21 protein-coding genes and 2 pseudogenes are annotated in these 21958 nt (G+C 61.8%); 9 read left to right on the forward strand and 14 right to left on the reverse strand.

Features of this window, described 5'->3' with window-relative positions:
• Position 1: 1 nt before the first annotated feature.
• Entirely contained in the window at positions 2 to 403 is a 402-nt protein-coding gene (locus tag PPUTUW4_RS15860; protein WP_015095595.1) for a heme-binding protein, read from the forward strand.
• 150 nt (positions 404 to 553) lie between these two features.
• Positions 554 to 1441 (forward strand): YghX family hydrolase, encoded by an 888-nt coding sequence (gene yghX, locus PPUTUW4_RS15865; RefSeq protein ID WP_015095596.1) that lies wholly within the window; start codon positions 554 to 556, stop codon positions 1439 to 1441.
• A 145-nt stretch (positions 1442 to 1586) separates the two neighbouring features.
• Here the strand turns inward: yghX and PPUTUW4_RS15870 are convergent, their stop codons facing one another.
• Together PPUTUW4_RS15870 and PPUTUW4_RS15875 are read right to left on the reverse strand one after the other, a co-directional pair.
• On the reverse strand, positions 1587 to 2240 hold the full coding sequence (locus PPUTUW4_RS15870; RefSeq protein WP_015095597.1) for a peroxiredoxin: 654 nt from the start codon (positions 2238 to 2240) through the stop codon (positions 1587 to 1589).
• A 109-nt stretch (positions 2241 to 2349) separates the two neighbouring features.
• Positions 2350 to 3294, reverse strand: a complete 945-nt coding sequence (locus PPUTUW4_RS15875) for an aldo/keto reductase (RefSeq protein ID WP_015095598.1) — start codon at positions 3292 to 3294, stop codon at positions 2350 to 2352.
• A 129-nt stretch (positions 3295 to 3423) separates the two neighbouring features.
• Between PPUTUW4_RS15875 and PPUTUW4_RS15880 the strand changes: the two genes are divergently transcribed.
• The 5 genes and pseudogenes from PPUTUW4_RS15880 (at position 3424) to PPUTUW4_RS15900 (ending at position 8193) form a co-directional block, all read left to right on the forward strand.
• Complete coding sequence (locus tag PPUTUW4_RS15880; protein WP_041474895.1) at positions 3424 to 4212, forward strand: alpha/beta fold hydrolase; 789 nt, start codon at positions 3424 to 3426, stop codon at positions 4210 to 4212.
• 153 nt (positions 4213 to 4365) lie between these two features.
• Positions 4366 to 4617, forward strand: a pseudogene (locus tag PPUTUW4_RS15885) (hypothetical protein); the annotation flags it as partial.
• Between the two features lie 102 nt (positions 4618 to 4719).
• The gene (locus PPUTUW4_RS15890; protein WP_015095601.1) at positions 4720 to 5580 is read left to right on the forward strand and encodes a CAP domain-containing protein; all 861 of its coding nucleotides are present in this window, start codon (positions 4720 to 4722) and stop codon (positions 5578 to 5580) included.
• A gap of 399 nt (positions 5581 to 5979) precedes the next feature.
• Positions 5980 to 7065, forward strand: a complete 1086-nt coding sequence (locus PPUTUW4_RS15895) for an IS110 family transposase (RefSeq protein ID WP_083884580.1) — start codon at positions 5980 to 5982, stop codon at positions 7063 to 7065.
• Between the two features lie 726 nt (positions 7066 to 7791).
• Positions 7792 to 8193, forward strand: coding sequence for a GFA family protein (locus PPUTUW4_RS15900; protein WP_015095604.1), 402 nt, complete (start codon positions 7792 to 7794; stop codon positions 8191 to 8193).
• Positions 8194 to 8381: 188 nt separating this feature from the next.
• Here the strand turns inward: PPUTUW4_RS15900 and PPUTUW4_RS15905 are convergent, their stop codons facing one another.
• The 4 genes from PPUTUW4_RS15905 to PPUTUW4_RS15920 all read right to left on the reverse strand — a co-directional run bounded on the left by PPUTUW4_RS15905 (position 8382) and on the right by PPUTUW4_RS15920 (position 12424).
• Entirely contained in the window at positions 8382 to 9014 is a 633-nt protein-coding gene (locus tag PPUTUW4_RS15905; protein WP_015095605.1) for a PQQ-binding-like beta-propeller repeat protein, read from the reverse strand.
• 35 nt (positions 9015 to 9049) lie between these two features.
• Entirely contained in the window at positions 9050 to 10270 is a 1221-nt protein-coding gene (locus tag PPUTUW4_RS15910; RefSeq protein ID WP_015095606.1) for a hypothetical protein, read from the reverse strand.
• Between the two features lie 331 nt (positions 10271 to 10601).
• Positions 10602 to 11684 carry a sterol desaturase family protein gene (locus tag PPUTUW4_RS15915; protein ID WP_015095607.1) on the reverse strand — a complete coding sequence of 361 codons (1083 nt, stop codon included), beginning with the start codon at positions 11682 to 11684 and terminating at the stop codon, positions 10602 to 10604.
• 77 nt (positions 11685 to 11761) lie between these two features.
• Complete coding sequence (locus tag PPUTUW4_RS15920) at positions 11762 to 12424, reverse strand: hypothetical protein (RefSeq protein WP_015095608.1); 663 nt, start codon at positions 12422 to 12424, stop codon at positions 11762 to 11764.
• 151 nt (positions 12425 to 12575) lie between these two features.
• On the opposite strand from PPUTUW4_RS15920, the gene PPUTUW4_RS15925 reads away from it, so the two are divergent.
• Positions 12576 to 12947, forward strand: coding sequence for a DUF3302 domain-containing protein (locus PPUTUW4_RS15925; RefSeq protein WP_015095609.1), 372 nt, complete (start codon positions 12576 to 12578; stop codon positions 12945 to 12947).
• 3 nt (positions 12948 to 12950) lie between these two features.
• Positions 12951 to 13910 (forward strand): biotin/lipoyl-binding protein, encoded by a 960-nt coding sequence (locus PPUTUW4_RS15930; protein ID WP_015095610.1) that lies wholly within the window; start codon positions 12951 to 12953, stop codon positions 13908 to 13910.
• A gap of 127 nt (positions 13911 to 14037) precedes the next feature.
• Here PPUTUW4_RS15930 and PPUTUW4_RS30500 read toward each other — a convergent pair whose 3' ends face one another.
• The 8 genes and pseudogenes from PPUTUW4_RS30500 to PPUTUW4_RS15955 all read right to left on the reverse strand — a co-directional run bounded on the left by PPUTUW4_RS30500 (position 14038) and on the right by PPUTUW4_RS15955 (position 21848).
• Positions 14038 to 14163 (reverse strand): hypothetical protein, encoded by a 126-nt coding sequence (locus PPUTUW4_RS30500; RefSeq protein ID WP_263986893.1) that lies wholly within the window; start codon positions 14161 to 14163, stop codon positions 14038 to 14040.
• Positions 14164 to 14350: 187 nt separating this feature from the next.
• The gene (locus tag PPUTUW4_RS30045; protein WP_177325100.1) at positions 14351 to 14497 is read right to left on the reverse strand and encodes a hypothetical protein; all 147 of its coding nucleotides are present in this window, start codon (positions 14495 to 14497) and stop codon (positions 14351 to 14353) included.
• Positions 14498 to 15254: 757 nt separating this feature from the next.
• Entirely contained in the window at positions 15255 to 16391 is a 1137-nt protein-coding gene (locus PPUTUW4_RS15935) for an IS3 family transposase (RefSeq protein WP_015092973.1), read from the reverse strand.
• Between the two features lie 264 nt (positions 16392 to 16655).
• Complete coding sequence (locus PPUTUW4_RS15940; protein ID WP_015095613.1) at positions 16656 to 18134, reverse strand: aldehyde dehydrogenase family protein; 1479 nt, start codon at positions 18132 to 18134, stop codon at positions 16656 to 16658.
• 294 nt (positions 18135 to 18428) lie between these two features.
• A pseudogene (locus PPUTUW4_RS30305) lies at positions 18429 to 18908 on the reverse strand (NTP transferase domain-containing protein); the annotation flags it as partial.
• A 27-nt stretch (positions 18909 to 18935) separates the two neighbouring features.
• On the reverse strand, positions 18936 to 20444 hold the full coding sequence (locus tag PPUTUW4_RS15945; protein ID WP_015095616.1) for an aldehyde dehydrogenase family protein: 1509 nt from the start codon (positions 20442 to 20444) through the stop codon (positions 18936 to 18938).
• Positions 20431 to 21498, reverse strand: a complete 1068-nt coding sequence (locus PPUTUW4_RS15950; protein WP_015095617.1) for a phosphotransferase — start codon at positions 21496 to 21498, stop codon at positions 20431 to 20433. The genes PPUTUW4_RS15945 and PPUTUW4_RS15950 overlap by 14 nt, the downstream gene beginning before the upstream one ends.
• A 5-nt stretch (positions 21499 to 21503) precedes the next feature.
• Entirely contained in the window at positions 21504 to 21848 is a 345-nt protein-coding gene (locus PPUTUW4_RS15955) for a cupin domain-containing protein (RefSeq protein WP_015095618.1), read from the reverse strand.
• Between the last annotated feature and the right edge of the window lie 110 nt (positions 21849 to 21958).

Consider the following 21958-nt stretch of genomic DNA (forward strand, 5'->3'; position numbering starts at 1 on the left):
CATGAACCGCAAAGCCGTGCTGAGCCAGACCGAAGTCCAGCAGATCATCAAAGCCGCCCGTGCCGAAGCACAGGCCAATCAATGGGCGGTGACCATAGTGGTGGTCGATGACGGCGGTCACCCGCTGGCCCTCGAACGCCTCGACGGTTGCGCACCGAGCAGTGCGTATATCGCCACCGAAAAGGCCCGCACCTCAGCCCTCGGGCGGCGCGAATCGAAAAGCTATGAGGACATGGTCAACGGGGGGCGCTACGCTTTTCTGTCAGCACCCGTGCTGACTTCGCTCGAGGGTGGCGTGCCGATTGTGTTCGATGGCCAGGTGATAGGCGCTGTTGGGGTCTCGGGCGTCAAGCCTGAACAAGATGCGCAAATAGCGAAGGCTGGGGCGCAGTGCGTGAAATGAGATTTTAGCCTCACCCTTTAACCCCTGTGGGAGCGAGCCTGCTCGCGAAAGCGGTGTGTCAGACACCGGGATACTGAACCTGACGCCGTCTTCGCGAGCAGGCTCGCTCCCACAGGTTTCGTGTTCAACCAGCCGAGAGGAGTTGCACCGATGACCCGTCTAACTGCCAAAGACTTTTCCCCGCAACTGCTTGAGCTATATGACTACTACGCCCACGGCAAGATCAACCGCCGGGAGTTTCTCGACCGCGCAGCGTTGTTCACCTTCGGCAGCATGACCGCCGGTGCCCTGCTTGCCGTGCTAAGTCCCAACTACGCGCTGGCCGAGCAAGTCGAGTTCACCGACCCGGACATCATTGCCGAGTACGTCACCTACCCGTCGCCCAAGGGCCACGGCCAGGTACGGGCTTATCTGGTGCGCCCGGCCAAGGCCACCGGCAAGGTGCCAGCGGTGGTGGTCGTGCATGAAAACCGCGGGCTCAACCCGTACATCGAAGACGTGGCCCGGCGTGTGGCCAAGGCCGGTTTCATCGCCCTGGCCCCGGACGGCCTGACCTCGGTCGGCGGTTATCCCGGCAATGACGACAAGGGCCGCGAGCTTCAGGCCACGGTCGACCCGCAAAAGCTGATGAACGACTTTTTCGCCGCCGTCGAGTGGATGATGAAACACCCTGCCGCCACCGGAAAAGTCGGCATCACCGGGTTCTGCTACGGCGGTGGCGTGACCAACGCCGCCGCCGTGGCCTATCCGGAACTGGGCGCCGCCGTGTCGTTTTATGGTCGTCAGCCTACGGCCGAGGAAGTGCCCCGGATCAAGGCACCGGTGATGCTGCACTACGGCGAGCTGGATACGCGGATCAACGAGGGCTGGCCGGCCTATGAGAAAGCGTTGAAGGCCGGGGGCAAGACCTATGAGGCCTACATTTATCCGGGCTGCAATCATGGCTTCCACAACGACTCGACGCCGCGTTATGACGAGGCGGCGGCGAAGCTGGCGTGGGAGCGGACGTTGGGGTGGTTTAAAAAGTATCTGGTTTGACAGAAATTTCTCGGCCAGCAATTCCGGCCCCTTCGCGGGCAAGCCCGCTCCCACAGGGGATCTCTGTCGTACACAGATCTTGTGTTCACCGGAGATCCCTGTGGGAGCGAGCTTGCTCGCGAAGGCGGTTTCAGGGCTGCCGAGGTTATTTCGGCTGAGCCACCGTCCGCAAATACGGCTTCAGTGTCTTGAAGCCATCCGGGTATTTCTTCTTCGCATCTTCATCAGACACTGAAGTCGGGATGATCACATCCTCGCCCGGCCGCCAGTTCACCGGCGTGGCAACGGTGTGCTTGGCATTCAGTTGCAGAGAGTCGAGCAAACGCAGCACTTCATCGAAATTGCGCCCGGCGCTCATCGGGTAGATCAGCATGGCCTTGACCTTCTTGTCCGGGCCGACGATGAACACCGAACGCACCGTGGCGTTGTCCACCGCCGTGCGCGCGCCGCCGCTGGCATTGGGGTGGATCATGTCGTAAAGCTTGGCCACCACCAGGTTTTCGTCGCCGATCAGCGGATAGTTGACGGCGCAGCCCTGAGTCTCGGCGATGTCGCCGACCCAACGGTTGTGATCGCTGACCGGGTCGACGCTGAGGCCGATGACCTTGGTGTTGCGCTTGTCGAATTCGGGCTTGAGTTTGGCCAGGTAGCCCAGTTCAGTGGTGCACACCGGGGTGAAATCCTTGGGGTGGGAAAACAGGATGGCCCACCCGTCGCCGATCCATTGGTGAAAATTGAGCGTGCCTTCGGTGGTTTCGGCGGTGAAATCCGGTGCTTCATCGCCAATGCGGATAGCCATGTTCGATCTCCTTGCAGTGATGGACAGGGACGCCGTCAGGGCAACGAATGCGCTTTCAACGGCATGGACGCGGACAGTATAGGAGAGGTTGCGCAACTCGCCGGCTGCGCTAGTCCACCAGCGCAATCAGTTGCTGACGCTGGGCATCGGTCAGCATCGGGCCGAATCCGGCCCGGGTATTTTCCGCCATATAGCGCGGGTTGCCGGTGCCCGGAATCACGCAGGTCACCGCCGAATGCGACAACAGGAACTTCAGTGCCAGTTGCGGCCAGCTCTTGACCCCGACTTGCGCCGCCCAGCCTGGCAGCGGTTTGTCTTTCAGTCTGGCCAGCAGGCCGCCACCGCCGAACGGCCGATTGCAGATCACCGCCACGCCCCGTTCACGGCACAACGGCAGCAAGCGTTTCTCGGCGCCGCGATCATCCAGGGCGTAGTTGATCTGCAGGAAATCCACAGGCTCGGCCTTGAGTACCGCCTCCACTTCGTCGTAGGCCGACGCCGTGTAATGGGTGATGCCGATGTAGCGGATGCGCCCCTGTTCTTTCCAGTGGCGCAGGGTCGGCAAGTGCGTCTGCCAGTCCAGCAGGTTGTGAATCTGCATCAGGTCGATCCGGTCGGTCTGCAACAGGGCGAAGGATTGTTCCATCTGCGCGATGCCTTCCTCGCGCCCGCGGGTCCACACCTTGGTGGCCAGGAACGCCGGCGAGCGCGGCTCATGGATCGACAGCAGTTCACCGGTGGTCTGTTCGGCGCGACCATACATCGGCGAGCTGTCGATCAGCTTGCCACCCTTGTCGAACAACGCATCCAGTACCGCGGGCAAGTCCTTGTAGGCCGGTTGCGAGGGCTCGACGTCGAATCCGCGATAAGTGCCCAAGCCTACGATCGGCAAGGACTCGTTGCTGGAAGGAATGGCGCGAGTCTGCATGGTCTTGCCTCCTGTTCCCGTCGACGGCGCGGGTTGCGCGCCCACCGGACCGAACGTGAAGACCGCCGAAGCACCGGCAGCCAGCGTGAGTATTGCTCTACGGGTGTAACCCTCAGGATGGCTCATAAAACGCTTCTCACCAGTCGTTCGGGTCCGGCCTGTTGCACCGACACGGCGGATAACCCGCGCCCAGGGTCGATTGACTACACTCACAAAGCCCTGCGGCGCCAGCCACTTTCAAACCCCGAGCCGTCAATGCCGCCCACTAACGTTAGTCGAATGTCGCGCACCCTGGTGTTGCTCGTCGTCATCGTCGCTGCGTTGTACCTGACGCTGTGCGTGACGCTGTTCGTGTTTCAGCGGGCGCTGATCTATTACCCGCAACCGCGCGCCGTCGGCGCAGCCGGGACGCTGCTCACCCTGCCGGTCGCCGACGCACGGGTGCTGGTGTCCATCCGGCCTCACGAAGGCCCGAAGGCGCTGATCTACTTTGGCGGCAACGCCGAGGACGTCTCGCGCAACTTGCCCGGGTTCACCCAGGCGTTCCCTGACTACGCGCTGTATCTGCTGCATTACCGGGGCTTTGGCGGCAGTTCCGGCTCGCCCTCCGAAGAGGCCATCGCCCGCGATGCCTTGACCTTGTTCGACCAGGTGTATGCCAGCCACTCGCATGTGGCGGTGGTCGGACGCAGCCTGGGCTCGGGTGTCGCCGTGCGCCTTGCCAGCCAGCGCCCGGCGGCGCGCCTGGTATTGATCACGCCCTACAACAGCCTCGAGGGGCTGGCCGCTCGTCAGTTTGGCTGGTTTCCGGTGCGCTGGTTGCTGAAGGACAAATACCCGTCCTGGCAGTACGCCGCCCGCATCACGGTGCCGACTCGCCTGATTGCCGCCGAGCATGATGAAGTGATTCCGCGTTCGAGTACGGAGCGTTTGTTGAGTCATTTCACCAAAGGCGTGGCGTCGTTGCAGGTGATACCGGGGACGGGGCATAACTCGATCAGCGAAAGTCCTGAATACTTAAAGGCGCTGGGGGATGGGTTGTAACGGCAACACCGGTCTTTGTGGCGAGGGGGCTCGCCCCCGTTCGGCTGCGCAGCAGTCGCAAACCCGAACAATGCATTTGCCTGAGTAACCGCGATTGCAGGGTTTGGGGCCGCTTCGCGACCCAACGGGGCGATGCGGCGTTCCGACAAGCCCCCCCGCCACTATCAGCTACTGGCCAGCGTCCTGATCGATGAAGTCGCCGCCATCATCGGCCCCGAAGCCCTGGCCTCGCTGATGCGCAGCATGGGCCGCGAACTGGACCTGGCCTTGATCGGCGCGTTGGGCGGCGGCGAAGTCCAGCACAGCGAGTGCATGGTCGCTTCAGGCTGCGACCGAACGAGCACCAGGATCCCGTTTAAACGGCGCACTCCACCCTACCCTTCGTCGGACGCCTCGGCTGGATGACAGGCAGCTGCTTGTGCGCCGTGAACCTTGTGTCGAGACACCAGTCATACCCTGCGTTTTTCCCCACTCCTTTCGTCGTCATCTCATTCGAGTTGTCCGTTCATGCGCCAAACCGTCGTTGCCTTGCGCTTTTCTTCGCTGTGCCTGCTTCCCCTGCTCCCCGTTTTTGCCAGCCCCGCCCACGCCGATGGGCAACGGCAACTGGTCGACGCCATCAACGACTACCGCGCCCATCCGCAACGTTGCGATCGGCGCCCCGCGCAACGCTTGTCACCCCTGACGCTCAAATCGAACCTGGCCTTGCCCGTTGGCTATGGCGGTGGGTTGCGGGATCGGTTAAAAGCTTCCGGCTATCAGGCGACCATGGTGCGTTCTATCCGCGTGGTGGGTGCACGGGACGCCGAAGAAGCCTTCGATATGTTCCAGGACGAGCACTGCGCCGCACTGCTCGACAACCAATACGCCGATATCGGCGTCAGCCGCGCCGGGAGCGAGTGGCAAGTGGTGCTGGCGCGGCCGGTGCTCGACCGGCAAACCGCCGATCCTCGCAGCGCCGCCCAGGCGTTGCTGACGCAGGTCAACGCTGCCCGGGCCAGGCCGCGCCTGTGTGGTCGCCAGCGCTTCGCCGCCGCGCGGCCGCTGTCCTGGAGTGCGGCCTTGGGTTCCGCAGCACAAAATCACAGCAAGGACATGGCCTACGGCAACTATTTCGCCCACCAGGACCGCGACGGTGACATGCCCGCCGACCGCGCCAGGGCTGCCGGCTACCGTGGCCGCCAGATCGGCGAAAACATCGCCGCCGGGCAAGGTTCGCCGAGCAAGGCCATGGCCGGTTGGCTCGCCAGTCCCGGGCACTGCGCCAACCTGATGAACCCGATGTTCACCCAGGTCGGTGCCGCGTACGCCGCCAACGCCCGCAGCGACAACGGTGTTTACTGGACGATGCTGTTCGGCGCGCCTTGAGTGGCCGGCCAGACCTGCCTTGCGGGCATAGAAAAGGTTCTCGACGCAAAACTGTAGGAGCCAGCCTGCTGGCGATGGACTCCAGTGCGCCGCGTTTATCCAGTTCGCCCGCGTTATCGTCAACGACCATCGCTGGCAGGCCAGCTCCCACAGGGGACCCTGCCCACGCTGAAACTGTAGGAGCCAGCTTGCTGGCGATGGACTCAAGTGCGCTGCGTTTATCCAGATCACCCGCGTTATCGTTGACGACCATCGCTGGCAAGCCAGCTCCCACAAGGGGCCATGCCCACGCTGAAACTGTAATTAAATGGACTCGCCCAAGCCGAGGCGTCTGTGCGCCGCGGTGGCATTCTTATAGAAGCCAACGACAGCGAGGGCGAGGCCATGAAAAAGCATACGATGTTCAATCAGTCTTTGTCAGCCGACGAGTCGGCGTGCACGACCGTTGCGGTAGATCTTGCAAAAAAGGTCTTTCAGGTCGCCGGGGAGGATGCTCTCGGCCAGGTAAAATTCGAGGATCGAATCAAGTCCCGCGAGGCCTTCCAGGTATTTCTGCACAAGCTTCCCGAGAGTGTGACGGTCTTGGTGGAAACCGGGCCAGGCGCTCAGGCGTGGGCCCGGTTACTGCAAATACAGGGCAATCCGGTCCGCATCCTGCCGGCCCAGCTTGTTGCCAAACATCGCTGTGGCCCGAAAAATGATCACAACGATGCGTTCGCTATCCTGCGTGCAGGCCGCGATAGCACGATTTCAGCCGTTCCGGTCAAGAGCCCGGCGGCGCTCGCGATGCAGGCACTGCACCGAGCTCGACAGGGATATATACGGCGACGCACGGCGGTGGGCAATCAGATGCGCGGTTTGCTGCTGGAACATGGCGTGGCTCTGGCGCAGGGCGAAATGGCGATCAGCCAGCTCGTGCCTCGGATATTGGAAGATGTTACCCAGCCATTGCCCGATCTACTGCGCGAGCTGATCGCCGAACTGCTGGGTGAATGGAGTCAACTGGGTGAACGCGTCAACGTACTGACCGGCCGACTGGAAACGGCGGCGAAAGAGAGTGAGATAGCGAGGCGGCTGATGACTGTGCGCGGTGTTGGTCCAATCATCGCCACGGCGCTGCTGGCCAAGCAGACCGAGCCTGAACGCTTCGCCAACGCCCGGCAGTTTGCCGCGTACTTCGGGTTGGTGCCCAACCAGCACAGCAGCGGCGATAAAATCCGGCTGGGCAAGATGTGCAAACATGGCGATGCCTACTTGCGCAGTCTGACGATCCAAGGAGCCCATGCTGTTTTAAGGCAGATACGATCTGACTCACAGCAGCCGGACGACCAACGTCTACAGCGTTGGATTTCCCGCCTGGGGCGCAAGGAGGCGGCAGTGCGATTGGCCAACCGCAACCTGCGCATTCTCTGGGTACTACTACAAAACGATCAGACTTATCATCGCCGGCCGGGAAATGGCCCCGAGGTGGCGATGAGTCACTGATCAATAGCGTTCTGCCACCGGGGCGTTAAGCCGCTCCAACCCATGCTAAAAAACATTGACCCCAGGTCAGACCGTCGCGGATTGATGCCTGGGCTCCTACCGGCCCTTGAGGCCTCACTGTAATCGGCATACCGCGCGCTTATCCAATGTTGGCCAGAAGCCGTTCAAGGCTTCCTCAAACAGGCCTGATACATAGATGCAACCGGGCAGCAGTGTTTAGAAGCAGGTTGAAAGTGGGGGCGAGTCCATACATAGGAGCCAGCCTGCTGGCGATGGACTCCAGTGCGCCGCGTTTATCCAGTTCGCCCGCGTTATCGTTAACGACCATCGCCAGCAAGCTGGCTCCTACACCGTGAAAAAACCAACGCATTAAAAAGCCCGCACTGGGCGGGCTTCGTGGGTGAGTACAAGTAGGTGGCCGGTGCTGGTCTCCGGCTTACAAGGTTTATCAGGCCTCCCACAAAAGAGTCGTGAAACCGTAATGGAACTCTTCTGCTTCACACGGCATAAGGGCTGGATCCCAGCGCGGGGATCTTTCTAACCGTGTACCCTTCGGAACGCGCCCCACGTCTCCTTGCTATCCTTTTGCGCATCAGTCTGCGTCTTCACCTACAAGGTTGAGGATAGCAAAACAGGGACGATTGCCAACCGGGCTTTTAGACCGATTTCGACCAGTAGAAAACATGGCAGGACGGAAAAATACTATCGATAAGGAGATGGCATTTCATGGATGAGTTTCACCGGGGCAGCTGCCTTTGCGGTGCGGTCAAATATCGCGTGTCGAGCGAGTTGAAAGCCGTCACCCATTGCCATTGCAGCCAGTGCCGAAAGAGCCATGGCGCTGCGTTTGCCACCTACGCAAGCGCGCCCGCCTCGGCGCTGTCGATCATGACCGGCACTGACTCGCTGATGGCGTATCAATCGTCCAAAGGTGTCACGCGGCAGTTCTGTTCCCGCTGCGGATCTTCGCTGTTCTGGACTGACTCGACAGGCGCGTTTTCCGAGTGGGTTTCGATTGCCCTCGGCTCGCTGGATACGCCGCTACGGACACGCAAGCAAAAACATGTTTGCGTCGGCTCGAAAGCGGACTGGTACGAGATCAGCGATCATTATCCACAAGCGGACTGAGTGGCTGGAGTGAGCTTGCTCCCACAGTGATTTCGGTTGCTTGCAGATTTTGCATACACCCACTGCCCCTGTGGGAGCGGGCTTGCTCGCGAAGGCGGTGTGTCAGGGAGCATCAATGTCGTCTGACACGCCGCCTTCGCGAGCAAGCCCGCTCCCACAGGGTAAGTGGGTGTAAACAGATCCGTGCATCACGAAGGCCGACGCACCACCCTCACCTTGCCGCTTTCGCCGCCACCGCAAAACAACCGCTCGCCGCCATCGGACTCCAGTCCCGACACGCCGACGCCTTCCGGCAGCCTGAGGCTCTCGAGTACTTCACCGGTTTGCGAGTCGATGCGCCGCAACTCACTCTCGTCGCCCTCCCAGGTGCCATGCCACAGCGAACCTTGCACCCAGGTCACGCCGGTAACAAAACGGTTGGATTCGAGGGTACGCAGGATCTTGCCGGTCTCAGGGTCAATCTGGTGGATCTTGCGCTCGCGGTACTGGCCCACCCACAACGTCCCTTCGGCCCAGGTCAGCCCCGAATCAGCACCGGCGCCGGGGGCCGGAATCGTCGAGAGGACGCGGCCGGTACGGGGATCGATCTTGTGGATGCGATCGTCGGCGATCTGGAACAGATGCTTGCCATCGAACGCGGTGCCGGCATGGGCAGCGACATCGATCGAGTCCAGCAGCTTGCCGCTTTCCGGGTCCAGAGCGTTGATTTTGCTGTTGCTGGCGAACCAGACCTTTTCGCCGTCCCAGGTGACGCCGCACACATGATCGACCTCGGCAAACGGGCCATATTCACGAATGACTTCAGCAGTTGCGTGTTTCATCTGGCAATCCTCAACGGGGGTTGGTGGCGTTCATCCTAGCCACCGGGCAGCGGTGCCGGGAGTAACAAGGTCGTCGCGAATCCCGGTACCGGCGGCGTCATCCAGCGCCGCGCGCGGCCTCGACCAAACCACTGCACCTTGCCCTGCTTCGCCAGCGTATCGAGCACACGCTGCACCGTGCGCTGGCTGATACCCAGCGCCAGGGCCAGGGCGGAACTCGACCACGACTCGCCATCGGCGAGGCAGGCAAATACCGCGGCATATTTTTCCTCGACCGGTTGCGCCAGTGTCACCACCTCCGTGCACACGGACGTTTGCAGGGCAAAACCCCGGGGCGTCGCGATGACGCCGGCCAACGGCTTGAGCGCTTTACGCAGCCGGCCGATTTCCACGCGAAGCCGGGCACGATGGGACTCATCCGAGAGCTTCAGACGGAACGCGCGGGCGATCAGCGTTTCCCGCGCAACATCGGCGGGCCAGGCTTCGGCCAAGGTACGGGCGAGCATGAACAGGATCGGCCGCGTCGCGAGCGACACCGACATGCCGCAGCCCCGCACAACGTACCGGCAGGCGTCCACCACCAGCGACGTTGAACCGAGCAAGGCTTCGACTTCATCGAGCAGCAGCGCGCGTTCCTCACCCTGGGCAATCAGGCGTGCCGCGGGTGCGTCGAGCAGGCACGCAACCTGTTCGACTTCAGCGATCAGCGCGGCAATCCCCGACTGACCGGCAGCCTGCCCGGCTCGCGTCAACGCCTCCCGTGCCGCGTTCGATTGCAGGCGGCGAATGGCGATCCCCGCCAGCACCAGTTCATGGGTGGCGCGCAAGGCCGGCGGCAAGGGGCCGGGGTCGAGACTGGCCAACAACTGCTGCGCTTCATCGAGCTGGCCGATCAACAGCAAACGGCGCATCTGCAGATACCGCGCATGAGCGGCATTGACCCGGTCACCGTGATTTTCAAGGGTGACCCGCGCTGCCTCGAGCGCCTTGACCGGCCAGCCGAGATCCCGTGACGCCAGGGCGATTTCGGCCTCGGCCACCACGCATCGGGCACGGGCCAGCACCTCCCTGGGCGCAAAGGCTCGGTGCGCGCGCTTGACCAGCGCCCGGGCGCGCACCAGATCGCCCAGTTGCGCCATGGCGATGCCGCGCAGGGCCAGCGCCGGCGCATCGTCGCGCAAGGCCACGCGGTCCAGTGCCCCCAGCGGATTGCCCGCCGCCAGCGCCTGGGCGGCGGCAGTGATCATCGAGTCCATCGAAATCCCGCCACGCTTGTCACTCCCACCGTTCGATACCCGGGTTTAGTCTAATTCACGACCTTTCACCAGGAGCGTACAGCGATGAACACGCACAAAACGCGCGAGGACTGGACGGGTTGTGGAGCATGTACCAATGGCTCGACCGCGCGTCCAGAGGTGCAATGAAACGGGGCCCCGGAATGATCACGCCGGAGGAATCGTCGCCAACATACCGATCAGAATGGTCAACAGCAGAAAACCGCCGAGAAAAATCGTCATCTTGGCCATGCGGCCTCCCACACTATGAATTGGCGGTACAGCGGGCGCCGAGTGCTGCCGTACCGGAGATTTATTGTGGGCTGGTGGCTGTATCCGTTACAGAGGCAGATTGCACTGAAAAATACGGATCAGATGCGCTTTCAGGCTGTGCTTTCGGGCGTTTTGCACAGAGGAGTTTGCGGGCGATGTCCACAAAGGGCGTGACGATCAAACCCTTCATCGTCAGGTAACGCTCGTGATCCTGTTCCCCGGTGCCGAAGGCGATGACCTCGGGCGTGGACCGGGTGACGTACAGCGTGCCGAACATCCAGTCCCACAGCGACAGGTTGATGCCGAAGTTCTTGTTGAAGTGTCGTGGCGCGTCGCTGTGATGAATCTGGTGTTGCGCCGGGCTGCTCAACACCCGTTCGAGCACAGGCCCGAAGGACAACCAGACGTGGCTGTGACGCAGGTTGGCCGCCAGGCAATTGAAGATGAACACCATGTAGGTCACGCCAAACAATGTGTAGCGGCTGATCTCTCCCCCGCAGGCGTACCAGAAGACACCGGCAAAGGCGCCGATACAGATGATGTCCGTGAGCTTTTCGACCACCTCTTCCAGAAAGTGCACGCGGCTGGCCGTCGCCGGCACCAGCACGGGCGCCGAATGATGGACTTTGTGGAAGGCCCACAGATACCGCGAATGAAACGCGCGATGGCCCCAGTAATGGCTGAAGTCCTTGACCAGAAAAACGCCGAGCCCATAGAGCAGGGTCAGCGCCAGGTGCTCCTCCACTTGCGTGCGCGCGCCCCACAGCCGGGTGAAGAAGGCGATGTAGTCCGCCGAGCGCAACACGTACGGATCGACCAGACCGACGATGGGCAGTACCAGGACAACCTTGAGGATAGCGAGTACGAAGTAATAGCGGTAGTCGAGCAACGCCGAGCGGTGCAGGTAAACCCGGCGGCCGCCGATGAACTGAACGAAGGAGCGCGCGTCGGTCAAACCCCGGGATTTACGGTACCGGAACAGGCAATAAGCAACGCCGTAAGACATGCAGAGAAAGGATAGACCGAGTCTGCCGTTGAAGTCGAAAATGCCCAGGAACTGCCGGGTGACCGGCTCGATGACCCACTGGGATAAATAAAGATGGATTGCGGCAAGAACATCCATACCGGGCTGCCCAACGTAAATGGAAGGGCGATTGTAAATGAGAATGAGTCTTTAGTGTGCTGAATTATGTCCAGTTGTCAGCCGCCCAGCGCAATGATCGCAAGGATCAACACACCTCCCGTAGCGGCCATGATCACCCCACCCTGCCACTGCGTGGCGCCAGCGTATCTGGCGAGCATCCAGCCTGCGATGAACAGCACCACGAGGCCGATCAGGTTGGACAAGCGGATGGCGAGCGCCGTCTGGTCGAGCAGTATGAACGGCACCACCAGCGGAAAGGTCGAGCCCACCACCAGCAGGAAAACACCGAACGCGCCCCTGAAGTCGTTCCAGCCGAGGCCGGCCCTGATCGGCAAGGGCGGCTGTTCGAGCAGCCGACGGCGCAACAGCTCCAGGCCCTCGCTGCCGGCCGCCGTCGCGAATTGCAACGGCAGTACTTGCGCAATGAGCGCCTGACCGGCCGTGGCGTCCGCGCCGTTGCGCAGGGCCAGGTACAGCTTGATCCTGCGCGTGCGCTCGACCAGTGCGCGCAACAGGTACATGACCGCATCGGCCAGTCCCCAGGCGAGATTGCAACCGAGCGCGGCCAGCATCATCGTGCGCTCGGCGGCCTGGTCTGCCGTGGCCACGCTGATGGTGCCGGTGAACGTCATGGCCATCAGCAGGCCGAAGATCACCTCGGTAATGCGCTCGACAGGGTCAAGTACAGGCGCCCTCTCGAATTGATCATTGCCTGGCATGAATACACCTCCCCCTGGGCTGCCTGCACGATACCGGTCGACGCTTCGGCCAGGCACCGGTTGCCCAGGCTGGATATCCGCATCCCCGTCAAGTGTAGATTGAACGGCTACACTCATGCGCACACGTTACCTGCTTCAAGAGGAGTGGTTCATGCTTGATTACTTCGCGCTGGGCCTGCTGATTTTTGTCGGGCTTGTCCTGTTCTACGGGATCATCCTGCTCCACGACATCCCCTATGAAATTGCCGTCCACCGCAACCACCCTCACCAGGATGCAATCCACGCCACCGGCTGGGTCAGCCTGTTCACCCTGCACGCGCTCTGGCCGTTCCTGTGGATCTGGGCGATGGCCTATCGAGAGGACCGGGGCTGGGGTTTCAGTGACGGACACTCACCCAAGAGCCATGTGGTTCACCTCGAACAACAGGTCGCCGAACTGCAAGGCCGGATCGAGCGCCTCGAGGCAGCAACGGGTACGGCACAGAGCAGACGGCCAACGGACAATCTCGGCGAGGGCATTTGAGCCATGGATCTCTTACTCATACTGACGTATGCGGCACTCTGCGTTGCCATCTTCAAGATCTTCCGCATCCCCCTGAACAAATGGACGGTGCCCACGGCGGTGCTGGGCGGGATCTTGATTATCGGCGCGCTGATTTTCACCATGAACTACAACCACCCCTACTCCGAGGTGGCGCGTTCCTATTTCGTATCGGTTCCGGTGATTCCCGTGGTCAGTGGCCAGGTGATCGACGTGCCGGTCAAGACCAACCAGCCCCTGGAAAAAGGCGATGTGCTGTTTCGCATCGACCCCGCACCATTCGAGTACCGGGTCAAATCCCTCAAGGCACAGCTGATTGCTGCCCAGGCCGATCGTGCCCGGATCACCGAGTTGATCAAGCGTAATTTCAGTACCCAACGTGAACTGGATATGGTGATCGCTCGCAGTGACGACCTGAAGGCACAACTGGACAACGCGCAGTACGAACTCGACAACACCACGGTGCGCGCACCGAGCAAAGGCTTCGTCACCCATGTTTCGCTGCGTCCGGGCATGATGGCGACCAAATTGCCGCTGCGCCCTTCGATGGTGTTCATTCCCGCCGAGGGGCATTACCTTTCGGCGTGGATGCGACAGAACAGCCTGTTGCGCCTGACCGAGGGCGATGAGGCCGAAGTCGCATTTGACGGCATTCCCGGGAGGGTGTTCGAAGGCAAGGTCAAAACCGTGGTGTCGGTCATCGCCGAAGGCCAGATCCAACCGTCGGGCACGCTGATCGGTTTCACCGGTTCGCCACCGGCCGGCCGGGTACCGGTGATCATTGAAATCACCGATCCCGACTATGCCCAGTACGCCGACCTGATGCCCGGCGGTGCCTACGGCCAGGCGGCGTTGTACAGCCAGCATTTCCATCACATCGCGATGATGCGCAAGATCCTCCTGCGCATGGCTGCCTGGATGAACTACATCTTTCCGTTCCACTAACCCGCTAGCGTCGGCAACTGGCTCCCTTGAATGGGGTCAGTTGCCGGTTCAGCGAACCGGCCTGGTCGCGCAATTGCAACGACTGATCGAGCAGGCTGCGGATCGCGGTGCTTGAGGGGATACGACGCTAGAGAATCCAGTTGAGCAGCAGGTGCGAGGCAATCCAGGGCGACGCCTGAGTCACCGCCCATGCCAGCAGTGCGCACACGAACAGGTAGCCCGCAAAGAACTTGAACATCGCGCGGTTTCCCATGCAGCCCTCCCGGCTTTACAGCCATACCGGGCGTTCAATGCGAATGCGTAACCATTACGATGCGCGTCTCACCCGTAAAGGATTCGATCGCCCGAATGGTGTGCAGTTCCATAGGCCGGGTAATTCACAGGCTTGCCCACCCTTTGCATTCGACCTGACCGTAATAGGCGCCGGCAGGTCAGAGCGCTCAAAGGGTCAACGCCATCGTCAGTACGGCGGACAACGCCAGCATCATCAGCAACGCGATAAACATCAGACTCAACTGAGCGAGCTGCTTATAAAGGTGTGTCGATCTTTTCGTGGTTAGAGCAATGGATTTAGTCGTGGAAGCCATCACCAATTCTCCCTTTCCCGCCGCACATGTAATAGCTCCCGCGAACAATTGCCTGGGCTGGCCGTCGGTGGCGATCTGAATGATGTCTGCACGTTGGGTGCAAGCGCGCTGTCAGCCCGTGACGTGTTCCGGGAAAGAGCATCGTGCAGGGCGGGCTTGACCTGAGCGGTAAGGCGATGGCGTTGCATGCTGGCGTCGCTAGCTTCATTTTTTCACCCCTCGCGTCATGGGACGAAAACTGTTGCGGGTACCAAGGGGTTAAGCAACGAATGAGCCATCACTAGAGGGCCAAGAAAAAGTCCAAATTAATGAACAAGCTGTTTGACGGTGTGCCAGGCGAGACGCAATTTTGGTGAAAAAGGCCCGGTCAGGTGGGTGTAATAACCCATGTGTGGGGATGTAGGAGCGAGCCTGCTCGCGATAAACCCGAGAGCGCCGCGGGGTACCCGGCAACCCGCGTTATCGTTGACGACCATCGCGAGCAGGCTCGCTCCTACAGGGTTTGTGTTTTCGCCGGCGGCCAATGCCATCTGTAGGAGCGAGCTTGCTCGCGATAAACCCGAGAGCGCCGCGGAGCACCTGCCAACCCCCGTTATCGTTGACGACCATCGCGAGCAAGCTCGCTCCTACAGGGTTTGTGTTTTCGCCGGCGGCCAATGCCATCTGTAGGAGCGAGCTTGCTCGCGATAAACCCGAGAGCGCCGCGGAGCACCTGCCAACCGAACTGGTCAACTAATTTTGGACACCAGTTACGGTTTCATGCCGCCAGTTTCTCCATAGCTACCGGCGACCGGTAGCCGTTGTAGCTATGGAGCCTGACGTTGTTGTAACGCATCACATAACGCTGCACATCCACCCGCGCCTCATGTTCCGAGCGGTAGCCATCTTCTGGTACCCACTCTGACTTGAGGCTTCCAAAGAAACGCTCCATCGGAGCGTTGTCCCAGCACTCACCTTTGCGACTCATGCTTTGCAGGAGGCCATGTTTGCGCATTTCTTTCCTGAATTTATGACTGGTGTATTGGCAGCCCTGGTCAGAGTGAAACAGCACCTCTTTTGGCCGGCCTCGCAGGTCGACCGCCATCCGCAACGCTTCGCAGGTCAGCGTGGCATCGGAAATCATCGAAAACGACCAGCCCACGATCCTGCGGGCAAACAGATCCAGCACCGCCGCGAAATACATCCAGCGCGTGCCGACTTTGATGTAGGTCACATCGCCGCACCACACTTGGTTAACCGCAGTGACATCAAACTTGCGCTTGAGCACATGCGGCGCCACCAGCGCCTCAACGCCGGAAGATTTGTACTTGTGCCGCCGCCGTTGATGGCTGGCAACACCGGCTTCGCGCATCAAGCTGCGAGCCATATGTCGCCCGACACGATGCCCCTTGGCTTGCAGTTCCTTGGACAGGGTGCGAGACCCTGCGGACGCTCTGGATTCCTTGTGATGCTTGACCAGCACGGCCTTAAGTTTCTCCCGCTCAGGATTCACCTTGCCCTGACGCTGACGCCAGGCGTAAAAGCTGCTGCGGGTGACTCCAAACGCCCGACAGCAATTGTTAACGCCGTACTGCTCGTCCAGCTCATTGATCAGCGAGAATGATCTTTGGAGTCCAAAAGCAGGAGAGCACTGGCCTTTTTTTAGGATTTCAATGTCCAGGTCTTTTTGCCTGAGCAACGCTTTGAGCTGCTGAATCTCCCGCTGATCGGCGGTGATTGCCTTGGCCCCCACCGGGGTCGAACCCAAGCGTTCTTTGCGAACCTGGTCGACCCAACGGCGCAAGGCCGTAGGGCCAATATCCAAACTGGCACAAACATCGGGAACTGACTGGCCCTCGTCCAGCACCATGCTGGCGGCCTTGAGTTTGAACTCACTGGAATAAGATTTACGCATATCCAAACACCTCAGATTTGGGCGCCATCATAGCGCCCGATTGAAGTGTCCAAAATCATTAGGCCAGTTCAAGCTCGCTCCTACAGGGTTTGTGTTTTCGCCGGCGGCCAATGCCATCTGTAGGAGCGAGCTTGCTCGCGATAAACCCGAGAGCGCCACGGGATACCTGGCAACCCGCGTTATCGTTGACGACCATCGCGAGCAGGCTCGCTCCTACAGGGTTTTGTGGCCGATACCCCTTGCGGGGTACCTGCCAACCGGCGTTCACTTCTGGTACCACCCCCAGGGTTCGCCGTTGTAGCGGGTGATCTGCTTGGTTTCCAGGTAGCTGTTGTAGCCCCACTCACCCAGTTCGCGACCGATGCCGCTCTGCTTGTAACCGCCCCACGGCGCTTCGACGAAGGTCGGCTGCGAGCAGTTGACCCAGACAATGCCGGCGCGAAATTCGCGTGCGACCCGTTCGCAACGCGGCATATCCCGGGACATGACCGCTGCCGCCAGGCCAAACGGCGAGTCATTGGCCAATCGGATCGCTTCGGCTTCCGTGTCGAAGGCGCGCAGGCACACCACCGGTCCGAAGATCTCCTCACGCCATACCGAGCTGTCCTCGGGGACATCGGCGAAAATCGCCGGCGTCAGGTAGTAACCCTTTTCCAGATTGCCCGGCCGCCCACCGCCCGACACCAGCCGCGCGCCCTCTTGTTGACCGGCCGCGATGGCCTCCAGCACCTTGTCCAGTTGCCCCTGACTGACCAGCGGCCCGAGTTTCACCCCCTCTTCGAAACCCTGGCCGATCTGAATCTGCTCGGTCGCGGCAATCAGGCGTTCGAGCAACGCCGGGTACAACCCGCGCTCCACCAGCACCCGCGAAGTGGCTGAACAGACCTGGCCCTGATTCCAGAAGATCCCGAACAGAATCCACTCCACGGCGGCTTCAATGTCGCTGTCGGCGAAGATCACGAAAGGTGATTTGCCGCCCAGCTCCAGGCTGATGTTTTTGATATCGTTGGCAGCCGCCTGCATGATCTTGCGCCCGGTCGGTACGCTGCCGGTGAAGGCGACTTTGTCGACATACGGGTGTTTGGCCAGCGGCGCGCCCGCCTCGCGTCCCAGGCCCGTGATCACGTTCAGTACCCCGGCCGGCAACCCTGCCTTGTCGGCGATGCCCGCCAGCTCGAGTGCGGTCAATGGAGTCAGCTCCGATGGCTTGAGCACCACGGTGCAACCTGCCGCCAGCGCCGGGGCCACTTTCCACGAAGCCATCAGCATCGGGAAATTCCACGGGATGATCGCCGCGACCACACCGACCGGTTCCTTGATCACCGATGACGTGAAGCGCGCATCCGGCACATCGATCGACTGTTCACCCTGTTGATCCGACTGCTCGGCCAACCCGGCATAGAAATCGAAGCAACCGGCGGTGTCGGCGATGTCCCATAACGCTTCCGGCAATGGCTTGCCGTTGTCGCGCACTTCGATGGCGGCCAGTTCGTCCTGACGGATGCGAATGCCCTCGGCGATAAGGTGCAGTACCTCGGCCCGTTGCGCGCCCGACCAGCGTGGCCAGTCCCCCTCATCAAACGCCGAACGCGCGGCCGCCACCGCCCGGTCGACGTCTTCGAACGTGGCAGAAGCAACCCGCGCCAGCACCGACTCGTCACTCGGATCGAGCGTATCGAAAACACCCTCTTGAACCGGGGCAACCCACTTACCGCCGATGTACAACCGTTGATAGTCACCCATGGGGCACTCCTTGATACTGCGCTGCCGACGCTGCTGGTACAGCTGTTCGGCGGCCTGCAATTGCTCGCGGTCATTGACCCCGAGCACGTCGGTTTCCTCCACTTCCACGGCAGTCACCATCAGCCCCGCCTCGTTGGCCACCGCCACCGCATCGGTGAGGTAGTACTCGCCCTGGGCGTTGCGGTTGCCGATACGCTCCAGCAACCACAGGCAGGTATCTGCCCGCAGGCCCATGACGCCGCCATTGCAGAAGTTGATGTCCAGCTCCTGCGGGCTGGCATCCCTGGCTTCGCGGATCGCCCGCAAACGCCCCTGCTCCACCAGCAGCCGCCCGTAGGGCCCCGGCCGCTGGGTGTGGAAACCCGCCACCGCCACCGCCGCACCGTCCATCAACGCCCTGCGCAAGCGATTCAGGGTCTGCGGGGTGATCAGGGGGGAGTCGCCAAACAGCACCAACACATAGCCCTGCTGCTGGACCTGCAAGGCCGGCCGGGCGGCGAGTACCGCGTGGGCCGTGCCTCGTTGCTCATGCTGGGTAAACACCTGTGCCGTCGGTGCGACCTGCCGCAGGTATTCAGCCACCTGCTCGCCGCCCGCGCCCACCACCACCGCCCGTTGCTCGATACCGGCCGCCTCCACCGCCGCCAGCACATGGCCGAGCAGCGGCCGGTTACCCACCGGGTGCAAGACCTTGGGCAGCGGCGACTGCATCCGCTTGCCCTGCCCGGCCGCGAGAATCACCGCCAGCGTCGACCCGCCCATGTTGTCGCTCATCACGATCCTCCTGTGTGCATCCGGGCTTCAGGCCGGATCGCGATAGAACACATCGTCGGCGTAGGGATACCACCAGTCCTGAATCTTCGGCTGGTGATCGATGATGACCATTTTCGAGCGGCGGAACGCTTCCAGCCCCTGACGCCCGAGCTCGCGCCCAAGGCCGGACATCTTCCAGCCACCGAACGGCAGCGCATCGTTGTCGATCAGCGGGTTGTTGACCCAGACCATCCCCGCTTCCAGGCGCTCGGCGGCCTCCATGGCTTCGGCCAGGTCCGTGGAAAACAGCGAGGCCCCGAGGCCGAACGGCGAGTCGTTGGCCAGCCGCACCGCCTCATCGAAATCGCTGACCCGGCAGATCGCCGCCACCGGGCCAAAGCACTCTTCCTGAAGAATCGCCATGTCACCGGTTACGCCGGTGAGGATGGTCGGCTCATAGAACCAGCCGACCGTGTGCTGGGGTGGAATCCGCCCGCCACACACCACTTTCGCGCCCTTGGCCACGGCGTCATCGACCAGGCGCATGACTTTGTTGCGGGCCGCTTCGCTGACCATCGGCCCGATCTCCGAGCGCTCCAGGCCATGGCCGATGCGCAGGGCGCGGGTGCGCTCGGCGAATTTCGCGACAAATTCGTCATGCACCTCGTCCACGACATAGAGGCGCTCGGCCGAGGTGCAGATCTGCCCACTGAGATGGAATGCAGCCGTCACTGCACCCGCCGCCGCGACATCCAGCGGCGCATGCCTGGAGATGATCAATGGATCGCTGCCACCGGCCTCGATGACGCAAGGCTTCATCCGCTCGGCACAGGCCACGGCCACCGCCTTGCCCGCCGCGACACTGCCGGTGAACGCCACCGCGTGGGTCTGCGCCGACTGCACCAGCAGTTGCGCAGTCACCGCATCGCCCGGCACACAGGACACCAGTCCCGGCAACAATGCGCTGAAATGTTCCATGAACTTGAGGGTGCACAGGGTCGTGGCTTCCGCCGGCTTGATGAGGCAGGCATTGCCCGCCGCCAGCGACGCGGCGACCGTCCAGCACATCAGCAGGATCGGAAAGTTGAACGGCATGATGTGCACGCTGACGCCATAGGGCTCGTAGCGCACATGCTGGAAGGAACCGATCTGCGTGGTGCCGGCGACCTTGCCGGCATCGTCCCGGGCCATTTCCGCGTAGTAGCGAAAGATCGGCGCGCAGTTGGCCAACTCGCCCATGGCCTCGGGAAACGGCTTGCCCATCTCCAGGGTCATCAGGCGTGCGACTTCGCGGTTGCATGCCAGGTTCTGCTCTATGGCATTGGCCAGTTGATGCAGGCGCGCGGCGCGGCTTTTCGCGTCCACCAGGCGCCATTGTTTTTGCGCGGCGGTGGCGGCATCGATGGCGGCTTGCACATCGGCATCGCCACACACGCCGACTTGCCCGACCGGTTGCAGGGTCGCCGGATCGAGCACCTGGCGCACGCGGCCATCGCTCAGCGGCAGGAACTCGGGGTTGATGAAACGCAAGGCAGAATCGCAGTTAAACGTGGCCATGGGATGATCCTTGAACCAATCGATAAGGGGTTTGACGCAATGTCGCCAGGGTCGTGGCGGGCAGTTCTTCTCGCCAGCCCGGCACGTGCCGGTCGAGCCACTGGCGCAGGGGCGCAAAGGCCTCCGCGTCCAGCGCACGGACAAACAGACCCAGGGTGCGCGGCAGGTGCGCCAGGTAACCGTGCTTGCCGTCGCGGCCGGCCAGGCGCACGAAAATCCCCAGCACCTTGGCGTGACGCTGGGCGGCCAGGCGCCGGTAGTCTTCGAGAAAACGCAGCGCGTCCAGCTCCGGACGCTGCAACAGGTAATGGCTGATCAGTGCCTCCCGCAACGCCTCGGGCACATCGCGCCGGGCGTCTTCGAGCAGCGACATCAGGTCATAGGCCGCCGCCCCGGCCAGGGCGTCCTGGAAATCCAGCAAGCCGCAGGCGGCGACACCTTCGCGGCCTTGCAGCAGCATCAGGTTGTCGACGTGAAAGTCGCGCAGCACCAGGGCTTCGCGGCGCTGGGCGACGTCACCACAAGCCTCGGCGAACAGCGCCAGATACTCTTCGCGCAGCCCCTGTGCCGCCTCTTTGCCGATCAACAGCGGCACGTACCAGTCGATAAACAGCGCGCACTCGTCCGCCAGTCGCTGCGCGTCGTAAGGTGCCAGTTCCGCCGCTGGCGCTGCGCGATGCAAGGCCACCAGCGTATCGACCGCCAGGTGATACAACGCCGACTCCGAATGCCCGGCCAGCAGCAGCCGGGTGTAGGTGTCGTGACCGAAATCCTCGATCAGCGCCAGCCCCGCCTCTTCATCTACTTCCAGCAAGGCCGGCGCAGACAGGCCCAGCCCTTGCAACTGCCGAGCGATCCGAACAAACGGGCCGATGGGTTCGCTATGGGGCGGCGAATCCATCAGCAACAGGCCGGCACCGTCCAGGCGGAAATAACGCCGGGTCGAAGCATCCGCCGGCAAGGCCACCAGCGGGGCCCCGGCGAAACCGGCGCGTGCCAGAAAGGCGGCGCGCTGGTCTTCACGGGTTGGCAATGACGCCAGTGCATCAGTCATGGCAGTCACCGGATCATGTAGACCTTTTTGATGGTCTCGTGGACGGTGCACACACCCTTCCAGTCCTTGCCGAAGAAGGCGGCGGTGTCGGGCTTGATCTCGATCACTTCGCCGGACTCGTGGACATACGTGCAGCGGCCTTCGAGGAAGTGGCAGAACTCGTCGCTGGTGACATGGCAAAACCATTTGCCCGGGGTGCAGATCCAGATGCCGCATTCGGACTGACCTTCGGGGCCTTTGTGCAGCACCACGCCGGAAACGCGGGATTCACCTTCGAGCATGGTCGGGATCACGCCCCAATCCTTGACGTCGGTAATTTCCAGCGGGTTGTACAGAAACGGGGTAGTCATGTGTAGTTCTCCAGGTTGTGTGTGTAGGAGCGAGCTTGCTCGCGAAAAACGTAAGGGCGCCGCATTCATTCAGGCCCCCCTCGTCATCGTTAACGCCCATCGCGAGCAAG

This window comes from Pseudomonas sp. UW4 (assembly GCF_000316175.1).
Taxonomy (GTDB): Bacteria; Pseudomonadota; Gammaproteobacteria; order Pseudomonadales; family Pseudomonadaceae; genus Aquipseudomonas; species Aquipseudomonas laurylsulfatiphila.

What these genes read in the sequence shown, in the direction of transcription:
- PPUTUW4_RS15860 (WP_015095595.1), top strand. Translation starts at nt 2, where the DNA reads ATGAACCGCAAAGCCGTGCTGAGCCAGACCGAAGTCCAGCAGATCATC.
- yghX (WP_015095596.1), top strand. Translation starts at nt 554, where the DNA reads ATGACCCGTCTAACTGCCAAAGACTTTTCCCCGCAACTGCTTGAGCTA.
- PPUTUW4_RS15870 (WP_015095597.1), bottom strand. Translation starts at nt 2,240, where the DNA reads ATGGCTATCCGCATTGGCGATGAAGCACCGGATTTCACCGCCGAAACC.
- PPUTUW4_RS15875 (WP_015095598.1), bottom strand. Translation starts at nt 3,294, where the DNA reads ATGAGCCATCCTGAGGGTTACACCCGTAGAGCAATACTCACGCTGGCT.
- PPUTUW4_RS15880 (WP_041474895.1), top strand. Translation starts at nt 3,424, where the DNA reads ATGCCGCCCACTAACGTTAGTCGAATGTCGCGCACCCTGGTGTTGCTC.
- PPUTUW4_RS15890 (WP_015095601.1), top strand. Translation starts at nt 4,720, where the DNA reads ATGCGCCAAACCGTCGTTGCCTTGCGCTTTTCTTCGCTGTGCCTGCTT.
- PPUTUW4_RS15895 (WP_083884580.1), top strand. Translation starts at nt 5,980, where the DNA reads ATGTTCAATCAGTCTTTGTCAGCCGACGAGTCGGCGTGCACGACCGTT.
- PPUTUW4_RS15900 (WP_015095604.1), top strand. Translation starts at nt 7,792, where the DNA reads ATGGATGAGTTTCACCGGGGCAGCTGCCTTTGCGGTGCGGTCAAATAT.
- PPUTUW4_RS15905 (WP_015095605.1), bottom strand. Translation starts at nt 9,014, where the DNA reads ATGAAACACGCAACTGCTGAAGTCATTCGTGAATATGGCCCGTTTGCC.
- PPUTUW4_RS15910 (WP_015095606.1), bottom strand. Translation starts at nt 10,270, where the DNA reads ATGGACTCGATGATCACTGCCGCCGCCCAGGCGCTGGCGGCGGGCAAT.
- PPUTUW4_RS15915 (WP_015095607.1), bottom strand. Translation starts at nt 11,684, where the DNA reads ATGGATGTTCTTGCCGCAATCCATCTTTATTTATCCCAGTGGGTCATC.
- PPUTUW4_RS15920 (WP_015095608.1), bottom strand. Translation starts at nt 12,424, where the DNA reads ATGCCAGGCAATGATCAATTCGAGAGGGCGCCTGTACTTGACCCTGTC.
- PPUTUW4_RS15925 (WP_015095609.1), top strand. Translation starts at nt 12,576, where the DNA reads ATGCTTGATTACTTCGCGCTGGGCCTGCTGATTTTTGTCGGGCTTGTC.
- PPUTUW4_RS15930 (WP_015095610.1), top strand. Translation starts at nt 12,951, where the DNA reads ATGGATCTCTTACTCATACTGACGTATGCGGCACTCTGCGTTGCCATC.
- PPUTUW4_RS30500 (WP_263986893.1), bottom strand. Translation starts at nt 14,163, where the DNA reads ATGGGAAACCGCGCGATGTTCAAGTTCTTTGCGGGCTACCTGTTCGTG.
- PPUTUW4_RS30045 (WP_177325100.1), bottom strand. Translation starts at nt 14,497, where the DNA reads ATGGCTTCCACGACTAAATCCATTGCTCTAACCACGAAAAGATCGACA.
- PPUTUW4_RS15935 (WP_015092973.1), bottom strand. Translation starts at nt 16,391, where the DNA reads ATGCGTAAATCTTATTCCAGTGAGTTCAAACTCAAGGCCGCCAGCATG.
- PPUTUW4_RS15940 (WP_015095613.1), bottom strand. Translation starts at nt 18,134, where the DNA reads ATGGGTGACTATCAACGGTTGTACATCGGCGGTAAGTGGGTTGCCCCG.
- PPUTUW4_RS15945 (WP_015095616.1), bottom strand. Translation starts at nt 20,444, where the DNA reads ATGGCCACGTTTAACTGCGATTCTGCCTTGCGTTTCATCAACCCCGAG.
- PPUTUW4_RS15950 (WP_015095617.1), bottom strand. Translation starts at nt 21,498, where the DNA reads ATGACTGATGCACTGGCGTCATTGCCAACCCGTGAAGACCAGCGCGCC.
- PPUTUW4_RS15955 (WP_015095618.1), bottom strand. Translation starts at nt 21,848, where the DNA reads ATGACTACCCCGTTTCTGTACAACCCGCTGGAAATTACCGACGTCAAG.